13 protein-coding genes are annotated in these 17,766 nt (G+C 51.0%); 4 read left to right on the forward strand and 9 right to left on the reverse strand.

Annotation, left to right across the window (positions count from 1 at the left end):
* Nucleotides 1-88 precede the first annotated feature (88 nt).
* From OXH16_14420 to OXH16_14435, 4 genes are all read right to left on the reverse strand, one after another.
* Nucleotides 89-3,175: a hypothetical protein gene (locus tag OXH16_14420; protein ID MCY3682593.1), complete on the reverse strand. Its 3,087-nt coding sequence runs from the start codon at nt 3,173-3,175 to the stop codon at nt 89-91.
* A 41-nt stretch (nt 3,176-3,216) separates the two neighbouring features.
* Nucleotides 3,217-3,810, reverse strand: coding sequence for a sigma-70 family RNA polymerase sigma factor (locus OXH16_14425; protein ID MCY3682594.1), 594 nt, complete (start codon nt 3,808-3,810; stop codon nt 3,217-3,219).
* 103 nt (nt 3,811-3,913) lie between these two features.
* Nucleotides 3,914-4,861 carry a hypothetical protein gene (locus tag OXH16_14430; protein MCY3682595.1) on the reverse strand — a complete coding sequence of 316 codons (948 nt, stop codon included), beginning with the start codon at nt 4,859-4,861 and terminating at the stop codon, nt 3,914-3,916.
* Nucleotides 4,854-5,789: a TraR/DksA C4-type zinc finger protein gene (locus OXH16_14435; GenBank protein MCY3682596.1), complete on the reverse strand. Its 936-nt coding sequence runs from the start codon at nt 5,787-5,789 to the stop codon at nt 4,854-4,856. Before OXH16_14435 ends, OXH16_14430 begins: the two co-directional genes overlap by 8 nt.
* A 335-nt stretch (nt 5,790-6,124) precedes the next feature.
* On the opposite strand from OXH16_14435, the gene OXH16_14440 reads away from it, so the two are divergent.
* Nucleotides 6,125-8,494: a hypothetical protein gene (locus OXH16_14440; GenBank protein MCY3682597.1), complete on the forward strand. Its 2,370-nt coding sequence runs from the start codon at nt 6,125-6,127 to the stop codon at nt 8,492-8,494.
* 105 nt (nt 8,495-8,599) lie between these two features.
* Here the strand turns inward: OXH16_14440 and nadC are convergent, their stop codons facing one another.
* The 4 genes from nadC to uvrB are packed head-to-tail and all read right to left on the reverse strand — an operon-like array spanning nt 8,600 to nt 13,191.
* A complete protein-coding gene (nadC, locus tag OXH16_14445) occupies nt 8,600-9,454 on the reverse strand; it encodes a carboxylating nicotinate-nucleotide diphosphorylase (GenBank protein MCY3682598.1) in 855 nt (284 codons plus the stop codon).
* Nucleotide 9,455: 1 nt separating this feature from the next.
* The gene (locus OXH16_14450; GenBank protein MCY3682599.1) at nt 9,456-10,025 is read right to left on the reverse strand and encodes an MjaI family restriction endonuclease; all 570 of its coding nucleotides are present in this window, start codon (nt 10,023-10,025) and stop codon (nt 9,456-9,458) included.
* Nucleotides 10,026-10,061: 36 nt separating this feature from the next.
* The gene (locus OXH16_14455; GenBank protein MCY3682600.1) at nt 10,062-11,195 is read right to left on the reverse strand and encodes a site-specific DNA-methyltransferase; all 1,134 of its coding nucleotides are present in this window, start codon (nt 11,193-11,195) and stop codon (nt 10,062-10,064) included.
* Nucleotides 11,196-11,202: 7 nt separating this feature from the next.
* A complete protein-coding gene (uvrB, locus tag OXH16_14460) occupies nt 11,203-13,191 on the reverse strand; it encodes an excinuclease ABC subunit UvrB (protein MCY3682601.1) in 1,989 nt (662 codons plus the stop codon).
* A gap of 141 nt (nt 13,192-13,332) precedes the next feature.
* Between uvrB and OXH16_14465 the strand changes: the two genes are divergently transcribed.
* The 3 genes from OXH16_14465 (at nt 13,333) to OXH16_14475 (ending at nt 16,489) form a co-directional block, all read left to right on the forward strand.
* Nucleotides 13,333-14,520: a DUF3179 domain-containing protein gene (locus OXH16_14465; protein MCY3682602.1), complete on the forward strand. Its 1,188-nt coding sequence runs from the start codon at nt 13,333-13,335 to the stop codon at nt 14,518-14,520.
* Between the two features lie 16 nt (nt 14,521-14,536).
* Complete coding sequence (locus OXH16_14470) at nt 14,537-15,427, forward strand: transporter (protein MCY3682603.1); 891 nt, start codon at nt 14,537-14,539, stop codon at nt 15,425-15,427.
* 168 nt (nt 15,428-15,595) lie between these two features.
* Nucleotides 15,596-16,489, forward strand: coding sequence for a hypothetical protein (locus OXH16_14475; protein MCY3682604.1), 894 nt, complete (start codon nt 15,596-15,598; stop codon nt 16,487-16,489).
* Between the two features lie 60 nt (nt 16,490-16,549).
* Here the strand turns inward: OXH16_14475 and OXH16_14480 are convergent, their stop codons facing one another.
* A complete protein-coding gene (locus OXH16_14480) occupies nt 16,550-17,755 on the reverse strand; it encodes a mandelate racemase/muconate lactonizing enzyme family protein (GenBank protein ID MCY3682605.1) in 1,206 nt (401 codons plus the stop codon).
* Nucleotides 17,756-17,766: the final 11 nt, after the last annotated feature.

Below are 17,766 nucleotides of genomic sequence, written 5' to 3' on the forward strand. Positions count from 1 at the left end.
TCAAGCGAAAATCTCATTTTTTAAACAAAAAAATGAGCGGCAGGTTGCAAAACCCACCGCTCTTTTGCGCTTCTAAACTTCCCTATTTTTAATCGTCTATCGGTAACCCCACAAATAACCGACTATACTCATCCGTCAACGGATCGCGCTCGCCCTTTTGCGCTGCGCGGGCAAATACCACGCCCGGCTTTTCCGACCTGCGCGCCCGCGCCAAAACACCATACCCACCGGGCGCACTCTGCGTTTCCAGATCGCTCTGAATCGCCAGCATCTCTGCCAGCGCATTGGCCAAACCCCAGCGCGCACCAATCGCCCGCGCAAAAAGCTCCTCTGGCGTCAGCCCCTCCCGAAAACCGTGCTTCAAGGGCGTAAACCCACCCTGATCATTCCGCGTCACACCTTGAGGAGCCACATAAAGTCTAACCTGCTGCCAATTGGCACGCGCACCGCATGCCACCAGAAGCGCGGGAATCCCGAGATCATCGTCGTCATATCCGCGAAATCGCGCCAACACAGCCGATACCTCATCGGGATAATCGCGCCAGACATCTGGGTCATCGCCCTCTGGTGGATCGGGCCAATCGAGCGAAGAACCGATAAACGCACTCATCGACGCACCTGTCTTGCGCGCAGCATCAAAACCCCGATCCCACAATCGCGCAGAGAGATCCAATGCAGCTTTCGCACCATCGCGCGCCATCGCATCCGCCATCCAGTCCATTACCTGATGCTTATCGACAAATAACCCCTTTCGCTCAACCCCATCGCCGACAATCTCCGCAATCTCCTGCAACCCTTCATCCGTCATACTCATATACGCCAGGCCAAACAGCGCATCGTGCATCGGATGTACCTTCTCTCGCGCAATTAGCCCCGGATCCCGATTCAGATGTGCCACCGCCGACAGATGCTCTTCAGCCGACCGCTGGCCTTCTTCGGTCACTGGCACAAAAATCGCCACCTGATCGCCATCAAAATCCATATTCATCATCTTGCAAATCGCCACACTCACGCGCACAGCATCGCCCTCCACGCGTACCGGACGACACGCCACAAAAGCCATTGGCGAAAACGCGGGATTGCGAAGCACCACAGTCCATAACTCAGCCATCGCCGCATCCAGAGCTTTCTCTGCTTTTCTCGACCGCCTATCCACTTCTTCAACTCCCACCGCTCGCGCTGCAAACGGCCCAAACAACGTCCACGCCATTTCTTTGGGCACACCGACCTGATCGTATCGCAATTCAGGAGCAGGCACAGCCACCGAACGCCCGCTGAACAACGCGCGCGCCTGAAATTGCAAACGCGACAACTCGCAAAATGCGCGAACTCGCTCGGACAGCGTTTCAACCGCTCGCTGTATCAATACATCGGGTGCGCCATTGGCGATCATCTCACTCAAGCGGTTATTGGCCTCTCGCAATTCTCGGGGCACATCTCTCCCACTCACATGAGTCAACGAATGCCCCGGTAGCCACGGATGCGGAATCGAACGCGCAAGCGCGACATCCCCATCGCGTTTCAACGAAAACTCAGTGCCGCGTTCATCCAGTCCAACAGCCACCCCACCTTTTGACAAATGCCCAATTAGCTCATCAAACTGAGGGGACGGCGCATCAGGAGTAACGGGTCCCGCAACGACGCGGTCAGATAGAGTATCGGCATCATCTCGATCTACCGCGCACGTATTGAACAAATCGTCAATCACCCCAAAAGCACCCGCTTCTCGCAACGCCAAAAACTCTGTCTCACCCAACCCTTGATCGCGTTGACCCGGCTTTACCCCCATGTGAATTTTATCTGCTGCCAGATGCAACGTGCGTCCCCAATACACCCACCCTACAGTGGTGCGACGCGGCAGCGTATCCCCATTTAGCGTCAGCGTCTCCAGGCCATCTTCCGCCAGCTCTAAACCTTTCAAACGAGCGCGTATCTCATCGTCTTTTGGCGCATTGAGCACGGGAATAATAACCGGCTCCCCTTCGGCCTTTGCAATGCGCCCAACCACAGCTTCGCGCACCTGTCCAATATTCAATCGCGACGGCAAACCACACACACTCACAATAAGCTCCACAGGCGTACCATCCGGCAATTTGGGCATATCCTCATCTCGCAAAATGCGCGACACCACCCCTTTAAAACCGTGTCGATTACTCAGCTTATCGCCCGGCGCAACGCGATTGGGCAGCATCATCCGGTTCGCCGCCGATTCGCTGATCACAAGCGCATCTTCGTGTGTATCACCATTCCACGCCATAAACGCGGTCAACAAATTGTACCCCGTCCAAAAATGCGGATCGCGCGGTTCACACCCCGTTTGCACCAGCGCGGGTTCCGACTCCAGAACCTTGCCGTCATATTGCCCGTGATACGCGTGCCACACACCCTGCTCATCGCGCTGCATATCGGGACTCGGCGCGCCAATCCACTGCCGCATCATATTCACCCCCATCAAAACGCGATTGGTATCATTGTGTTCCAAAAACGGAACCACCGAAGCACCTATCCCCAGCCGCTTTTCAGGCGCATCGTCTTCAATAACCAGCTTGCCATCGCGAATAGTCGCTCCCTGAGCCACCTCTAAAATCCGCGCGAGATTCGGTCCCTCAGGCGTACAATAAGGACACACGCGCCCATCGTGTGACGGATGATAATAATTTTCTACCCCCTCATCAGCCTCACCAATAATTGGGATCAACGTCACCCGCCGCAAATGAACGTACATATCCTGCAAATTGGTCGCCTGCAAATACTGTGATGTGGGTTCTTCCACAAAAAATGCGTGAATCCAATCTCCCAACGGCAACCCTGTTTCAACGGCATCCCCCCGCAGTTCTGGCATATTTTCCAACCGCTCGGCAATATAATCGCGCAATTGCTCCCCCACACACCGAATTTCAGCACGCGCCAAATCCACATCAGTCGGTGCGGGAACCACCGTCCGAAAAAAGCCATCTACCTTAAACCGCCCCCATTCATCGGGCTGGGGAATATTATTGTACACAATCTCTTGCCCCCCCTGAATCGCGAGATGCAATTCACAGGTATATTCATCCTTCGACACCACCCGATACCCCGCCAGCGACACCCGATCCGACAACAATTCGGGCAACCCCTTTTGCACAAACGCATCCCACGAAATTTTATGCCACGGCACCTTTACTGAAAGACTCATCAAATTTCTCCTCTCTATGTTAAAAGACACTTTTCAACTGTTTATCCCCTTCCATACCTCCGCCCCCATGCCTCTGCGAGTTGCTTGCGCGCGTGGAACAGCCGCGATTTCACTGTACCTTCTGGAATCGCCAGCTGTTCAGCAACTTCTCGAAGCGTCACCTCATCTTCGTACACCATCTGAAATATCTCGCGTTTTTCCTCTGGCAACGCATCAATCAAAGCCTGCAAAATGCGCCGCTGTTCAGCGTGTTCTAACTGCACATCGGGTCCCAGCGCAGCCCGATCGATCATCCACCCAGGAACGGGTTGCTCTTCGTCCTCCTCATCGTAAAGCGAAGGCATTTCCAGTGGCTGTTCGCGGCGGCGATTTTGGCTTCGCAATTGATTCAGCGACAAATTTCTCGCAATCCGAAACAACCATCCCCGAAAAGACCCTTGCCCCGACCATTGATAGGCCCGATTCCAAACCCTGAGAAAAACCTCCTGTGTCAAATCATCTGCTGCGACCGGATCACGCGTTATCCAGCGCAGATTCTCGGTCACCTGTGCCTGATAGCGCGCAAACAGAATCGCAAAAGCCTCTTGATCCCGCGCCACAATCCGCTGCATCAAAATCGCGTCCGATGGTGTCAAAAAATATCCTCCTGTGGGAATCGACACCGCCCAATACCCCAAGGTTCAAAAAAAGCGCAGCCCTGATGGACTGCGCTTCTATTACAAATATGCCTCGTGCCTCTCACCCATCGCCCTCAGGCTGATCTGGCAACAAAAAGACCCCTGTGAAAGGACTGCAGGACACCTCCTCTAAAAATTCGACTTCCGCCTCGAATTCGCTCCGAATTGCCAGGCGATCTTCTGTATCTTCAACACTGCTCTCGAGCTGTCGATCCATCAACTCAAACACCTTGGCGCGCACATCCTCCCTCATCTTACCCTCTTCAAAGCACCTCTGGCGAAACGCCTCAATCTGTGCCTTCAATGGCAAAAGCGACTCCATATCTAATGCCAGTGCCAGAATGAGATTGCGCAGCAATCCGTCATACGTGCGTGCTTCAACAGCCATTTCTACCTCGGTCAGCGCAGCTTTGGGAATAGACCGCAAAAACGCAAGCCGCCTGAACGCAACCTGATAAGCCGCGTAATCGCGCTTTGGATCGACCAACTGGGATTCATCTTCCTCGTCATCCTGGGGACGCATCCAGGTCTCGGGCACCGCGGTTGCCCAGCGGGATATCGCGCGGTATTCAGACTGCAAAAATTTCACTTCGGGCCGCAGTAACAGCGCCCGACACATCTGTGCCATTTCTTGCAATCGGAAAAAAGCGATCTCATACCCGCGCTTTCGGCACGCTTCAAAATCTCCTTGCGCGATAATTTCCACAGCCCGGTTTAAATCGCTTTCTGCACGCGCCTCCAAACCGAGATCCATAGCAATCAGCGCCTGCCGCACCCCGTGTTCCAAATCCTCACGCCTGATTGCAATACCCGACCGGTAACGCTTGCCATAGTGCAAACCCTGCAAGCGCAAAAAGCCCAAAAGCGCATCCCCAATATTTTGCGGCAACTTTTCAAAGCGCGTCCCCAATTCAATGACCTGCCCCACAAAACTCTCGGAATCAATGCGAAACCGACTCAAATCCAGCGTAGCGAGTGGATTTTGTGTAGAACGCCGTTCACTATTCATCGTTCCTCCTCTCCCACGCCCCGCGAATGACGGACCGCATCAAATCGGCATCCGCATCAAAAAGTGCGTCCAGAACTCCCCCGACAACGGGATCCTCTATTATCGTACTCGGCATTTCACCCACAGCAGCGCCTTCGGAAAAGAGTTGGTGCCGGTAAACCTGCGCGCCCGCAGCCCCCACGACCTCATTCATTCGCATATCCTTTACGTACGGAATCAGAGCTTCTTCGAGCAACCCGGGATCCACACTGTTCAGCAATTCGGCACACTTATTTGCATCCCCAAGCATAGATAGTGCCCGAAGCCACTCAAACGATACCTTTGACCGGACCTCGGCACTGTCCATAGGCTCTAACGTATCTTCCACAGTGCGCTGAAAAGTACCCGGTGTCATAGCGCGTATCAAATGCGTATTAAACCCCTGCCGCTCCGGGTCATAATCAATTAGCCCCGTCAACATCTCTGTGGGCAAATGCGCCACCACATCTGTCGAATAGCCCGGATTGCCATCTTCATCCATACCCGTTATCGACAGCATATTCTCTGGATCTTCATCCAGAACAACGAGCGCGGCCTGCGCTTCAACCGTCAAAGTCTGCACCAGAGCCCTGGCATCTTCTTTTTTTCCCTCGCGAAGCAGATCGTGTATCCGGCTGCTTTGCTCAGCCAACTCCATAAATCCAGTTGACCACGCACCGACGACCAATCGGTCTTCACGAACCTCGATGGGTTTTACTTCGGGTTCTTCTGCATCAACCGCGTTGTCCAGCAAATGGGATTTGAGACGAATCTTCCCCCTTTCTACTTTGTCCTTACACGCCACGCACAGACGCGTGTAGGGAACGGCCTTGAGGCGCTCTTCTGAAATAACCGCCTCGCAAATGACACACCTCACCCCCGTCCCGCCATCGAGCGGCTGTTGTGTCATATTGCCCTCCATTGGGGTTTTGAGAACCCTCCGCACACATTGCGGAGACGACAGAATCACAACGGAAACAAATGTAATCGAATAAACTTGGAATGTCAACCTTTAACTTATTATTTATCAAATATTTACAAACTTGACAAACAAGGCAAAGTATGTTATATTAATACCGTTGCCGATAAGATTCGGGTGTAATCTGGTCGGTTTTTTTTATTCCCATTAATGCCTCCCGCAGATATCTACCCAGTAAGCAAATAAACATAGGCCCATATTCAAACGTTCTCAACATACCTGAGAAAAAACTATTTTTTTCATTAAAAACCTGGGAGATACGCGTAATGAGCAAACTGATATTGTCAATCCTCGCAATAATCGCGCTTTTGGCGTACCCGCTATCTCTTGCATCCCAGACTCATAAACCTTCTGCCGACTTTGATGACAATGGGGTGGTTGACGTTTCTGATTTTTTACAATTTGTAGCGCATTTTGGCGCACGTCAAGGGGATGTAAAATACCAGGCAAAGTACGATTTGGATAGTGATGGGTCGATAGGCGTTTCTGATTTTTTAATTTTTATCAATGACTTCGGCAAAAAAATTTCCAGCAGCGTTACCATCCCGGATGCTAACCTTCATGCGGTCATTGCCAAAATTCTCGGCAAAACAAGCGATGCGTCCATTACGCCAGAGGATATGGCAAAATTGACGCGCCTTGACGCACCCAACAAAGCCATTCGCGATTTGACCGGGCTCGAGTATGCAACGAATCTGACGCGGCTAAATCTTGGTTATGATTGGATAGAGGAAGAAAAAGTAAACAGCAACGATATATCTTCCATCGCACCCTTAGGTGAGTTGACCAGCCTGAGATGGGTGTATCTCGATGGCAATACAATCTCGGATATTGCGCCATTGGTAGCAAATACGGGGTTGGACAAGGACGACTGGGTTTTACTGAATGATAACCCGCTGAGTGCCACATCGCGCAATACGCACATTCCTGCCCTATCTGAGAGAGGGGTTAATGTACGCTTTAGTGATAATCTCATTCTGCCCAACCCTTCGCCAGCTTTTTCGCCATACCCGGTAAAAGATTACACAATTACCCTCCCAGTAACCGATAGCTACTCAGGCGACAGGGTAACGTCACTAAATCCAGAGACAGCCTCTGATTCCGATGTCGCCACCCATGTCTATTACGATGCAGGCACGATTACTGTTCCCTCCGGTACCTCAGCCCTCAATTTCACTAACAAAAAGAAGGCATACGCGGCCACATTCACAGAGACAGCGAAGATCAAAGTGACCAATGCGAATGCTGTAAATATTGTAACGCATGGAAATATCGACGACCTGATGCTGGTCAATAAGGGCATGATCGAAATATCCACAAGAGGTATAGGATTGCGGACAGTTTCGCGCGGCAGTGGAAATACATATTCAGCTAATTACGGTACTGTAGAAATCAATAACTCGACGGATAAAACGATACGAGGCATTGCGAACCAAATCGACAAGAATGCTGCACCACACGACGACACACATGTTGCCGAATCCATCAACTTGTCGAGCGGCAGTATTCTCATCACTGGGGACGAAGGCAGGCAAGACGGCCTGTTCGTCGAGTGCGGCGGCTCATTTGCCCGCTCAATCAACTACGGAGCCGTTGATGTGGCGGGCGATGACAGCCGCGCAGTGGTAGCGCAGACGCTATGGGGCGCAGCGCAGACGCATAATACCGGCAGCGTAACGACAAGAGGGAGTGGCGGCAGCGACGGTATTCATTCCGAGACCTGTGCTGCCTATTATAACAATGAGGGATGCCACCGCATACAAGAGGAAATCAAACCGCGGCCGAAAACCAATGCTGCAGGTCCTGCATATGCGCGAAACTACCGCACGGGTGTCATTTCGACAATAGGACGCAATAGCCACGGAATTATGGTCGTAGTGAAGAAGTCTGGTCAAGCTTATGGCATCAATGAGGGAACCGTTTCGACGACTGGCTTGAGATCTTCGGGCATTCTGGCCTTCGCCTACCCCGTTCGTGGGTTTAATACCACGCCGTTCCGTGATCTTCTCGCCTTGCGCAGCCGCCTTGAAAAATTCAGATTGTTGCCGCTGGATCCCACCGGACAAACCCGGCTGACCTACGCGGCGAATACCGGTCAGATCACAACACGCGGAGAGGACGCAGTTGGGCTGCGGGCACATCACGGCCTCAGCGGCAAGGTCGAAATCACCAACTCGGGTCGCATTGAGACGAGTGGCATCCGCTCTCACGGGATAATTGCCCAGGCGTATGGCCGGGACATCACCATTGACGGGGAAACCCGCGTGTATTCAGCCAGCGATATCGTCATCGACAACAGCGGTGATATCGTCGTGTCCGGCACTGGATCCGTCGGGATTTTAGCCGAAAGTAAAAATGTGCTCTACGACCCCTCGCGCCCGGCGGATAGCGGCGATATTGAGATTGTCTTAGACGGCAATATTATCGCCAGTGGCGACAACGGAATCGGTATCAGTGCCGAGTCAGAGACCGGCGACATCACGATTGTTGTACTGGGTTTTATTCGTGCGAATGCTGTCGGAATTCGGGTGAAAACCTCTGGCAAGGTGCTGATTAACCTCATAGGCACAGTGGAAGCGCCAACCCCATGGGAGGTCATCGGTGACAACGAACACAATCAGATTATCGAGAACTAATAAGTACTGAAAATTTCATCGGGAAATTTTTTGTTGGCAGAAGACTGCGCTATTCGGATTGTCCAGCATAGACAAGAAGCCCAACTGCTCTATCGTTGGGAGTAGTCACCTAAACAACATACTGATATCCAGTGCCTTCACCGAATGCGTAAGCGCACCCACTGAAATAAGATCCACGCCTGTTTCTGCAATTGCCCGCACGCTATCTAAGGACACATTGCCCGAGGCTTCCAACTCGGGTCTTTTGCCTTTTAATTTTCGCACCTTTTCTACGGCTTCGCGCATCTCATCCAGGCTCATATTGTCCAACATCACGCGATCTGCTCCCAAAACGAGAACCTCATCGAGTTCTGATAGCGTTTCCACCTCCACCTCCACGGGCACTTCTCGGCCTTCAAAATCCATCCCTTTCCACACCGAAAGAAGTGCCGGCCCAATGCCATCCGCTGCCTCAATGTGATTCTCCTTCATCAGCACCATGTCGAACAACCCTGCCCGATGATTCACACCACCGCCTGTAGAGACAGCATATTTATCTAATAATCGCAATCCCGGCACAGTCTTGCGCGTATCCAGAATCCGCGCATTCGTTCCTTTTACGGCTTCTACAAACTGTGCCGTCATCGTTGCAATCCCCGACATGCGCTGTAAAAAATTCAACGCAACGCGCTCGCCTGTCAACAGCCCACGCGCGGGACCAGAAACCTCAGCCAAAACATCACCATCCGCAACGCGCGCGCCATCTTCGACATATGCTTCAAATACAATCGCTTCCTCTATAGCTTCAAATACCCATTGCGCCACATCCAATCCCGCAATCACGCCATCTGCCCTCGCAATAATTTTCGCCTTCGCCTGCTTTGTCAATGGCACGGTCCATTTTGTCGTAATATCCCCATTCCCCACATCTTCTATCAGTGCCCGCTCAATCACTGGCATAATATCTTTTTTATTTAACATCTCAAAAGTCCTCGGGTATATCAAACAGCACCCCATCCCTCTTTTTATCGTAAAAAATGATTTTTATATTTATGGATTCCGCTAAATTTTGGGAGCGATAGGTACTCGGCTTAATAGAATACGCTTCTTCTCCCACAAAACCATCTATGCCCTGGGATTCTTCGTAAGGTTCTGCCAAACGGTAATCGCAGCCTTTCATCTCGGCCAGTTTTTTTAGAATCGCCTCCTGGAATCTGAGTCCGGTGAAGGTCTTGACAAGAACCAGATCCTCTACCCATGATTTCACCAAATCCCGGTCAATTTTGGGAAACACCACGCTAAAGTTCTCTATCATTGCAATTATTCTATCCGTCGCTTTATCAATCGCATCGGGATATTGTTCTTGATACCACATAACCCATTCTTCAAAAGTTTGTCCTGGAAATTCCTGAATTAGATCGCTCATTTGCCCAACAACTCTTGGTCGCGTACCCTGTGAATTTTGGTTTGCGAGATTCATCAATTGGGTCGTGTACTTTGGAAATTCGCGGATAGGTGCGCTCACATACTCCTGGATCTCAGCATTTTTCAATTTAATTTCCATCCATAAACCTTTGCGCAATAGGGATCATCGTGTATTTAACAGGTCGAGTTGAGTTTCACTTTTGTCCAGGGATTCTATGGCCATTTTATTCCTACTCTGGTCATATATACTCTGAGGTTTCTCAGAATACCTGACTTCAAAGATATTATCATCAGACGCTTGCACCTCCTTTAAGCCATTTAATAAAATGGACTGTTCCTGGCTCGTCACCACGGGACACTCATAATACCTGTTCGTATATTTCAACGGTCCCGACGTCTGGATTCGATCTTCGACAAATTCAAAATGTCTCCTTAACCTATCGCGCAAATAATCATTTGAAAAATCGACAATCTGTCGCGCCATTGGGCGAATTGCCTGTTGAAAACTTTTGTCAATTTCAACGCCAACACTATTGCGCCCCGACGTCATCGCAGCAGCAATTGTAGTACCCGTACCCAAAAACGGATCGAGAATCTCATCGCCTTTCACAGAGTACATATTGACCAGACGATAGGCCAATTCATAAGGAAACGCGGCACTCCTCAAACGCGACAACTCATCGGAAAGCCTCTGTCCCGTACCCTTAATATCCATCCAAACATCCGAATACCAGATATTCCTCTCCTCCCAAAACAAAGCACTCTCGCGCCTGTTCTGTTTTTCGCATTCCGTCTTAAATTCCCTTTTAGAACCCTTTCTCAAAATCAAAATATACTCGTGTTCCAGAGTCACATAAGCACCCGCGGGCAACATCCCCGATCCCATAAATTTATTGGGCGCGTTGGTTTGTTTTCGCCAGAGAATATCGGGAAGTGCTGAAAACCCGATATTTAAGAGATAATTCAATATTCGCGCGTGATTTGGATACAAACAAAAATCACTGCCTACCTTCCGCGTTGCATCGCCAATATTGATACAGGCAAATCGACCATCTTTTAAGACCCTGAACACTTCATCCCATACAGAATCGAGAATCTCATGCATCAACTCATGAGCCAACTTGCCTTCTCCGGCCTTTAATGCCTTTTGGATCTCCAAATTTTGGCTACCAAATATGTCATCCCACATGCCAATCATGGGATACGGCGGCGATGTCACCACCAGATCGACACTCTCTGAAGGTATCTCTTTTAAGTTTCTCGCATCCCGATAAAATATTTGATGGATCGTTTTCATAGATCTCTTACGCAACCTCCGCCTTTAACCTCGCAATCTCATCGCGATATTGCGCTGCCTTTTCAAACTCCAGATTCTCGGCCGCTTCACCCATCTTGCGGGTCAACTCCTCAATTATATCTAGCCTATTGGTGCCCTCCACATACTCAGGCGACTCTTCGGCAACCAATGGCAACTCATCTGCCTTCTCATCTGCCACAGCCGTCGTCTGGAGAATCTCTTCTCTGGTCTTGTAAAGCGTCTCAGGCGTAATGCCGTGTATGAGATTATACTCCTCCTGCAATGCCCGGCGGCGATTTGTCTCGTCGATAGCTCGCTGCATTGAATCCGTCACCTTATCCGCATACATAATAACCGTACCTCTTGCATTGCGCGCGGCTCGCCCAGCCGTCTGAATCAACGACCGTTCCGACCGCAAAAACCCTTCCTTATCCGCATCCAGAATAGCGACCAGAGACACCTCTGGCAGATCCAACCCCTCGCGCAACAAATTCACCCCCACGAGCACATCGAACTCACCCAAACGCAAATCCCTGATAATTGCCACGCGCTCGAGGGAATCGACATCTGAGTGCATATAGCGCGCCCTGATACCCAACTCGCGCATATACTCCGACAAATCCTCTGCCATGCGCTTGGTCAGCGTCGTCACCAGCACGCGATCACCGCGCTCCACCCGCACCCGCGATTCTTCAATAAGATCATCAACCTGTCCGCGCACAGGTCGTACCACCATCTCGGGATCGAGCAACCCCGTCGGACGAATCACCTGCTCCACCACCACGCCCTGACACTGTTCCAACTCGTAATCCGCAGGTGTAGCCGACATAAAAACAACCTGCCTTGCCTTCTGTTCAAACTCCTCAAAATACAACGGGCGATTATCCAATGCCGCGGGCAACCTGAACCCGTGCTCTATCAACACCTCTTTGCGAGACCGATCCCCATTCCACATCCCGCGCAACTGCGGAATCGTCACATGGGATTCATCCAGCACAATCAGGAAATCGTCCGAAAAATAATCCAGCAACACATAAGGTGCTTCCCCGGGTTTTCGCCCATCGATATACCGCGAATAATTTTCAATACCCTGACAAAAACCAATCTCGCGCATCATCTCAATATCGTAGCGCGTGCGCATCTCCAGCCGCTGCGCCTCTAACAACTTGCCCTGGTCATTAAACGCCTCCAGTTGTCTGGCGAGATCCACCTCAATCTGGACAATAGCCTTTTCAATGCGATTGCCACTGGTCACAAAGTGCTTGGCAGGATAAATAACAATGCGATCGCGCTCCGCAAGCACCTCGCCCGTCACGGGATGCACCTCACTCAACGCGTCGATCTCATCGCCAAAAAACTCTACGCGCACCGGATGCTCGCGCTCGGGCGGATAAATTTCGACCACATCGCCGCGCACCCGAAAAGCGGCAGGCTCAAAAGCCACATCATTGCGCGTAAAATGAATATCCACCAGCTTGCGCAACATAGCATCGCGATCCATCTCTGCACCGCGATCCAGAATTACCAGATGATCTTCGTATTCATCCGGATTGCCAATACCGTAAATACACGACACACTGGCCACAATGATCACATCTCGCCGCTCCATCAAAGCACTTGTCGCGCGCAGGCGCAAACGGTTGATCTCATCGTTAATATCCGCTTCTTTTTCAATAAACGTATCCGTCACAGGCTTATAGGCTTCGGGCTGGTAATAATCGTAATACGAAATAAAATACTCCACGGCATTATTCGGAAAAAAACTCCGAAACTCGCCGTAGAGTTGCGCCGCCAGGGTTTTGTTGTGGGAAATTACGAGCGTGGGCTTTTGGACAGATTCAATCACCTTGGACATTGAAAACGTCTTACCCGTACCCGTTGCCCCCATCAAAGTCTGGTATGACTCGCCATCCCGAATCCCCTGAGCGAGTTCTTCAATCGCCTGGGGCTGATCGCCCGCAGGCTCAAAAGGCGATATCACTTCAAATCGCGGCATAACGATTTCCCCTAAAAAAATCAGTTGTCGGTTCGCGCCTTGACTCACACCCCATAACTACTTTAATTTAGACAGAGAACTACTGAAACGCAAGGTCAACCCCGCTATTTCTATCCGCAGGCGAACTCGCAGGAGGTCTCCGTGAAAATTTTTTTCAAAAGCACCATTCTGTTCGCGCTATTTGGCCTGATGACCTGTGGGGGAAAGAGCAATGATACGCTGGGACCAGGGGACTCGGGCAATCCTCCTGCCGCCTCTGGCGACACGACATCCGGCAATACGCAAACCTCTGGCTCAATCAATCGCGAACCGCAAGCAGGTGGCAATTTTCTCAGTGACTTTCCCAAAGACAGAATTCTATCGGGTGGCGTACCTCCCGATGGCATTCCAGCACTCACCGACCCTCCATTTGTCGAACTCACATCCAGCGAAGCCGCTTATCTCAGCGATGAAGATCTCGTACTCGGCGTGGTCCTCAATGGCGAAGCCAAAGCCTATCCCCACAACATGGGATGGTGGCACGAAATCATCAACGATGTGGTAGGCGAACACCCCATTGTCGTGAGCTTTTGCCCACTGACCGGAACGGGACTCATCTTTAGCGGACAGGGCAACGACCAATCGCGCATCCATTGTGGGGTCTCTGGTCTGCTATTCAACAACAATCTCATCATGTACGATCGCCGTCAACAGGGAATCCTGTATCCCCAGATGATCCACATCCCGGTTGAAGGTGGAACCGACGAATTGCAACTCCTGCCCGTAATTGAAACCACCTGGCGCTACTGGAAACAACTCTATCCCGATTCCAGAGTCATCAGTGCCAATACGGGTATTTACTCGCCCAGCAGATACCAGAGCTATCCCTATGGCGACTATCGAGATCCGAATACTGCGCCGCTTTTCCCCTCCTTCCCCAGTTTGCTCGACAATCCAACCGCGCAGATATTCCCCCCAAAGACCCTCACACTGGGGATTCGTTTTGGCGAAACAGCCAAAGCCTATCCCTTTCCCACCCTGGGGACAGAAGCCGTCATCAACGACGTAGTCGCGGGCAATGCCATTCTCGTCGTCTATTACCACCAGGAGCAATACGCAATACCCTTTGATCGGTCGGTCGATGGTCAGACCCTCACATTTGAGAAAGCACTTCCCCGCGACACAGTCTATCCCTTTCTCCTGCGCGACCAGGAGACGGGCAGCACCTGGAACCTCAAAGGCGAGGCCATTGCCGGGCCACTCCAAAATAAGACCTTAGAACAACTACCTTCCCACAATGCCTTCTGGTTTGCCTGGGCAACCTTCTGGCAGAATACCGGAATTTATTAGACAGACATATCCCTCTATGCACTGCTTTTATTGGCTCGCCCTCTTCATACTCTTACCCCATACCGCTTATGCAGGCGCCTGGACACTCGCAAAAGGCCATCTCTGGGGCAAAATCACCGGCATGGCGCAATCGACAAATGAAGAATATGTGGCCGTTGGCGGTGCAGGACGCGAACCCGATCTCAACCGCCTCTATGAACCCGGAGACCGCGCGCACTACCGCGAAAATGGACATTACAATTCAGAGGCACTCTTTATCGACCTGTTTTACGGCCTGAGCGATCGCATCGACATCGGCATACAAATCCCCTACTATCGCCGGGAATTTGAAAACGTCGGCTTCAGACCGGCGAATATCGCATCGGGTTTTGGTGACATGCGAGGGATTGCCAAAATCAATATTGCACAAACCCCTGTTGTGGGCACAATAAAAGTTGGAACCAAAGCCCCCACAGGCAAGTTTCAAAACCAGGATGGAATTATTTCCGCAGGTGAAGGGCAATGGGATTTTGAATTAACTGCACAAATCGGCCGATCTTTTTGGCCCTTTCCAATGTACGCCAACATCGATATGGGGTATCGCGTCCGCCTGCAAAACAATACCACCAATTACGACCCTGGCGACGAGTGGTTTTTAAACTCAGAAATAGGTTATAATCCCATCGACAAACTCATCCTCATCCTCAAATTAGAGGGCATCAAAGGCAGGCCTTCCCGCGTATTGGGTCTCGAACTATCCAGCGATATCAGACGCATTACCTATTTCGCGCCCACGCTCCTCATAGGCCCCTTTCAAAACCTGAGCTTCGAAACCTCGGTGCGCATAACCGCTGGTGGACGCAATTTCCCCGCCGGTCATATATGGACCGCGGGGATTTCATACTCAGGTCTCATGAGCAAAATGTGACGCTACCCCGCGCTCGGATTTATGCATCTATCCACAATGTTCTCGTTTACTTCAACTCCAAACATTTGCAAAATAGCCATCTTTTATTTATTTTCGCACCTGAGTAGTTTGAACAGCGGACTACCGCTGGGCTACTTATGGTAAAACACTTCATTAGAAAGGAGCAACATGACCTCTTTCACGCCACATTCTACCTCGTATATAAAGTTCCTTCTCGCCATCGTCCTCTGTGTCCTTTTACCGCATACTGCTTATGCAGGTGCCTGGACACTGCAAAAGGGCCATTTTTGGGGCAAAATTACAACCTTAATTACATCGACCTCAGAAAGATATGACGCGGCAGGAAATACAGGTGGATTTGGACCAGCCGCTGCAGCAGCTGTATATAATTCACGGTCCGTGTATCTCGACTTTTTTTACGGCATAAATGACCGCGTTGACATTGGCATACAAATCCCCTTTATCAGCAATAAATACGATCACGACAATTTTAATTTTCCAGGTTTTATTGCTCTGGACGCATCGGGTATTGGAGACGTTCGCGGATTTGCCAAAATCAACCTCGTGCAACAAGATGTTGTGGCAACCCTCAAATTGGGCTTCAAAGCCCCAACAGGCGCTTATGACGATGGGCAAGACCCCGCAGGCGCGTATAAAAATGAGGGCATGTCCGTGGGATCGGGCCAATCAGATATTGACTTGATTCTGCAATTGGGACGGTCTTTCTATCCCGCTCCCGTTTACGCCAATCTCGATCTGGGATACCGTTTCCGCATGGAAAACAGTACCAGCGGATTTAACCCTGGGGAAGAGATAATTTACAATGCCGAAGTCGGTGTCAATCCCACCGACATACTCCTCCTCGCGCTCAAATTAGAAGGCATCGCTGGCGCAGAAGGTAGCAGGGGAAATGACGATATAGGCATCACGTATCTTGCCCCCACAGTGTTCATTAATATGCACCAAAATCTGAGCATTGAAGCCTCGGTGCGCATCCCTGTTGCCGGACGCAATTTCTTCGGTGGCCGCTTGTGGGGCATAGGGCTTTATTTTGAAAAGTAATCTGTAAATGCACAGCGAGCAAATTTGGAGCGGGTGAAGGTTTCACCCGCTCTTCTTTTTTTACAAAATCACATGCTCCCCACCCGTACTCAAACGCCCGTGATCCCAGGGCGTAATCCAATCTTCGGCAATATCCATTCCAAATCCCGGCGCATCCGAAGGCACCAGATAGCCATCTTTTGGCACGGGCACGCCCGGCATCCGCGCAACCTCTTCCAGGGGTACCCCCACGGGTGTACTCAAATGAAACTCACACAGAGTACACTCGGGCATCGCATAGCAAAAATGCTGTCCATAAGCCGAATTACAGCCCCCGTGGGGACTGCTCTTAATCCCGGCGGCTTCGGCAATGTGGTGAATCTTCACGGCTTCCGTCATCCCTCCGCACCAGTGCAAATCGGGTTGCACGACATCCACACAGCGATTTTCCACGAGTTGGCGAAACGGAATCCGCGTGTGGTGATCCTCACCGGTTGCGATAGGGATCCAGGTCATGGCTTTTTTCAATTGAATATGCCCTTCGAGGTCTTCTGGAAACAGCGGCTCTTCCATCCACCGCAATTCGTAGGGTCTGAGCCTTTCCCCAAGACGAATCGCAAATTCCACATCGTAAGCCATCACGGGATTAATCATCAACTCGGCATTCACGCCCACAGTTTCTCGCGCCAGGGCGACCTTTTCCTCCATAATATTTATACCCGTGATACCCTGCTCGTAATGTACGGGATTCGTAATTTTAAACGCCTCAAACCCAAGCTCAATCGACCAATCGAGATCATCGCCTGTACAATAACACCGAATTTTCTCTCGGGATGGTCCTCCGAGCAATCTGTAAACGGGCTGGTCGAGCAACTTCCCCTTCAAATCCCACAGTGCCAGATCAATTGCACTCTGCGCGCAGGCAGACAACCCCAGCGACCCGTGCCTTTTGGAAGCCCGCCACATCATATCGTTGAGATGCTCAGTAGCAAAACAGTCTCGTCCTTCCAATAGCGGCGCGTAAAAAGCATCGATCAATGCGGCAACCGGTTCGCCAAATCCCGTTCTGCCCAGGCCCCAGGTACCGTCCTCAGCAGTTATTTTAACCCACACGCCTCGCCCGCCAATACCCGGCGACTTGCTCGGCACATCTGGCGGAAACTCCGGATATTTATTCATCGGTAGGCCAATCGGCGATGAATGCCGCCAGCTCGAACGGCGCGCGGGTGTTATCGGTTTCTGTTGTGGAATGGAAACATTCACAGCTTCAATGGATTTAATCTTCATAATTCCTCCAA

This window comes from Gemmatimonadota bacterium, assembly GCA_026705765.1.
GTDB lineage: Bacteria > Latescibacterota > UBA2968 > UBA2968 > UBA2968 > VXRD01.

Excerpts from the sequence above, each read along its gene's own strand:
- OXH16_14420 (MCY3682593.1), bottom strand. The coding sequence starts at position 3,175 with ATGAGTCTTTCAGTAAAGGTGCCGTGGCATAAAATTTCGTGGGATGCG.
- uvrB (MCY3682601.1), bottom strand. The coding sequence starts at position 13,191 with ATGCCGCGATTTGAAGTGATATCGCCTTTTGAGCCTGCGGGCGATCAG.
- OXH16_14435 (MCY3682596.1), bottom strand. The coding sequence starts at position 5,789 with ATGACACAACAGCCGCTCGATGGCGGGACGGGGGTGAGGTGTGTCATT.
- OXH16_14475 (MCY3682604.1), top strand. The coding sequence starts at position 15,596 with ATGACCTCTTTCACGCCACATTCTACCTCGTATATAAAGTTCCTTCTC.
- OXH16_14430 (MCY3682595.1), bottom strand. The coding sequence starts at position 4,861 with ATGAATAGTGAACGGCGTTCTACACAAAATCCACTCGCTACGCTGGAT.
- OXH16_14470 (MCY3682603.1), top strand. The coding sequence starts at position 14,537 with ATGCACTGCTTTTATTGGCTCGCCCTCTTCATACTCTTACCCCATACC.
- OXH16_14480 (MCY3682605.1), bottom strand. The coding sequence starts at position 17,755 with ATGAAGATTAAATCCATTGAAGCTGTGAATGTTTCCATTCCACAACAG.
- OXH16_14455 (MCY3682600.1), bottom strand. The coding sequence starts at position 11,195 with ATGAAAACGATCCATCAAATATTTTATCGGGATGCGAGAAACTTAAAA.
- OXH16_14440 (MCY3682597.1), top strand. The coding sequence starts at position 6,125 with ATGAGCAAACTGATATTGTCAATCCTCGCAATAATCGCGCTTTTGGCG.
- nadC (MCY3682598.1), bottom strand. The coding sequence starts at position 9,454 with ATGTTAAATAAAAAAGATATTATGCCAGTGATTGAGCGGGCACTGATA.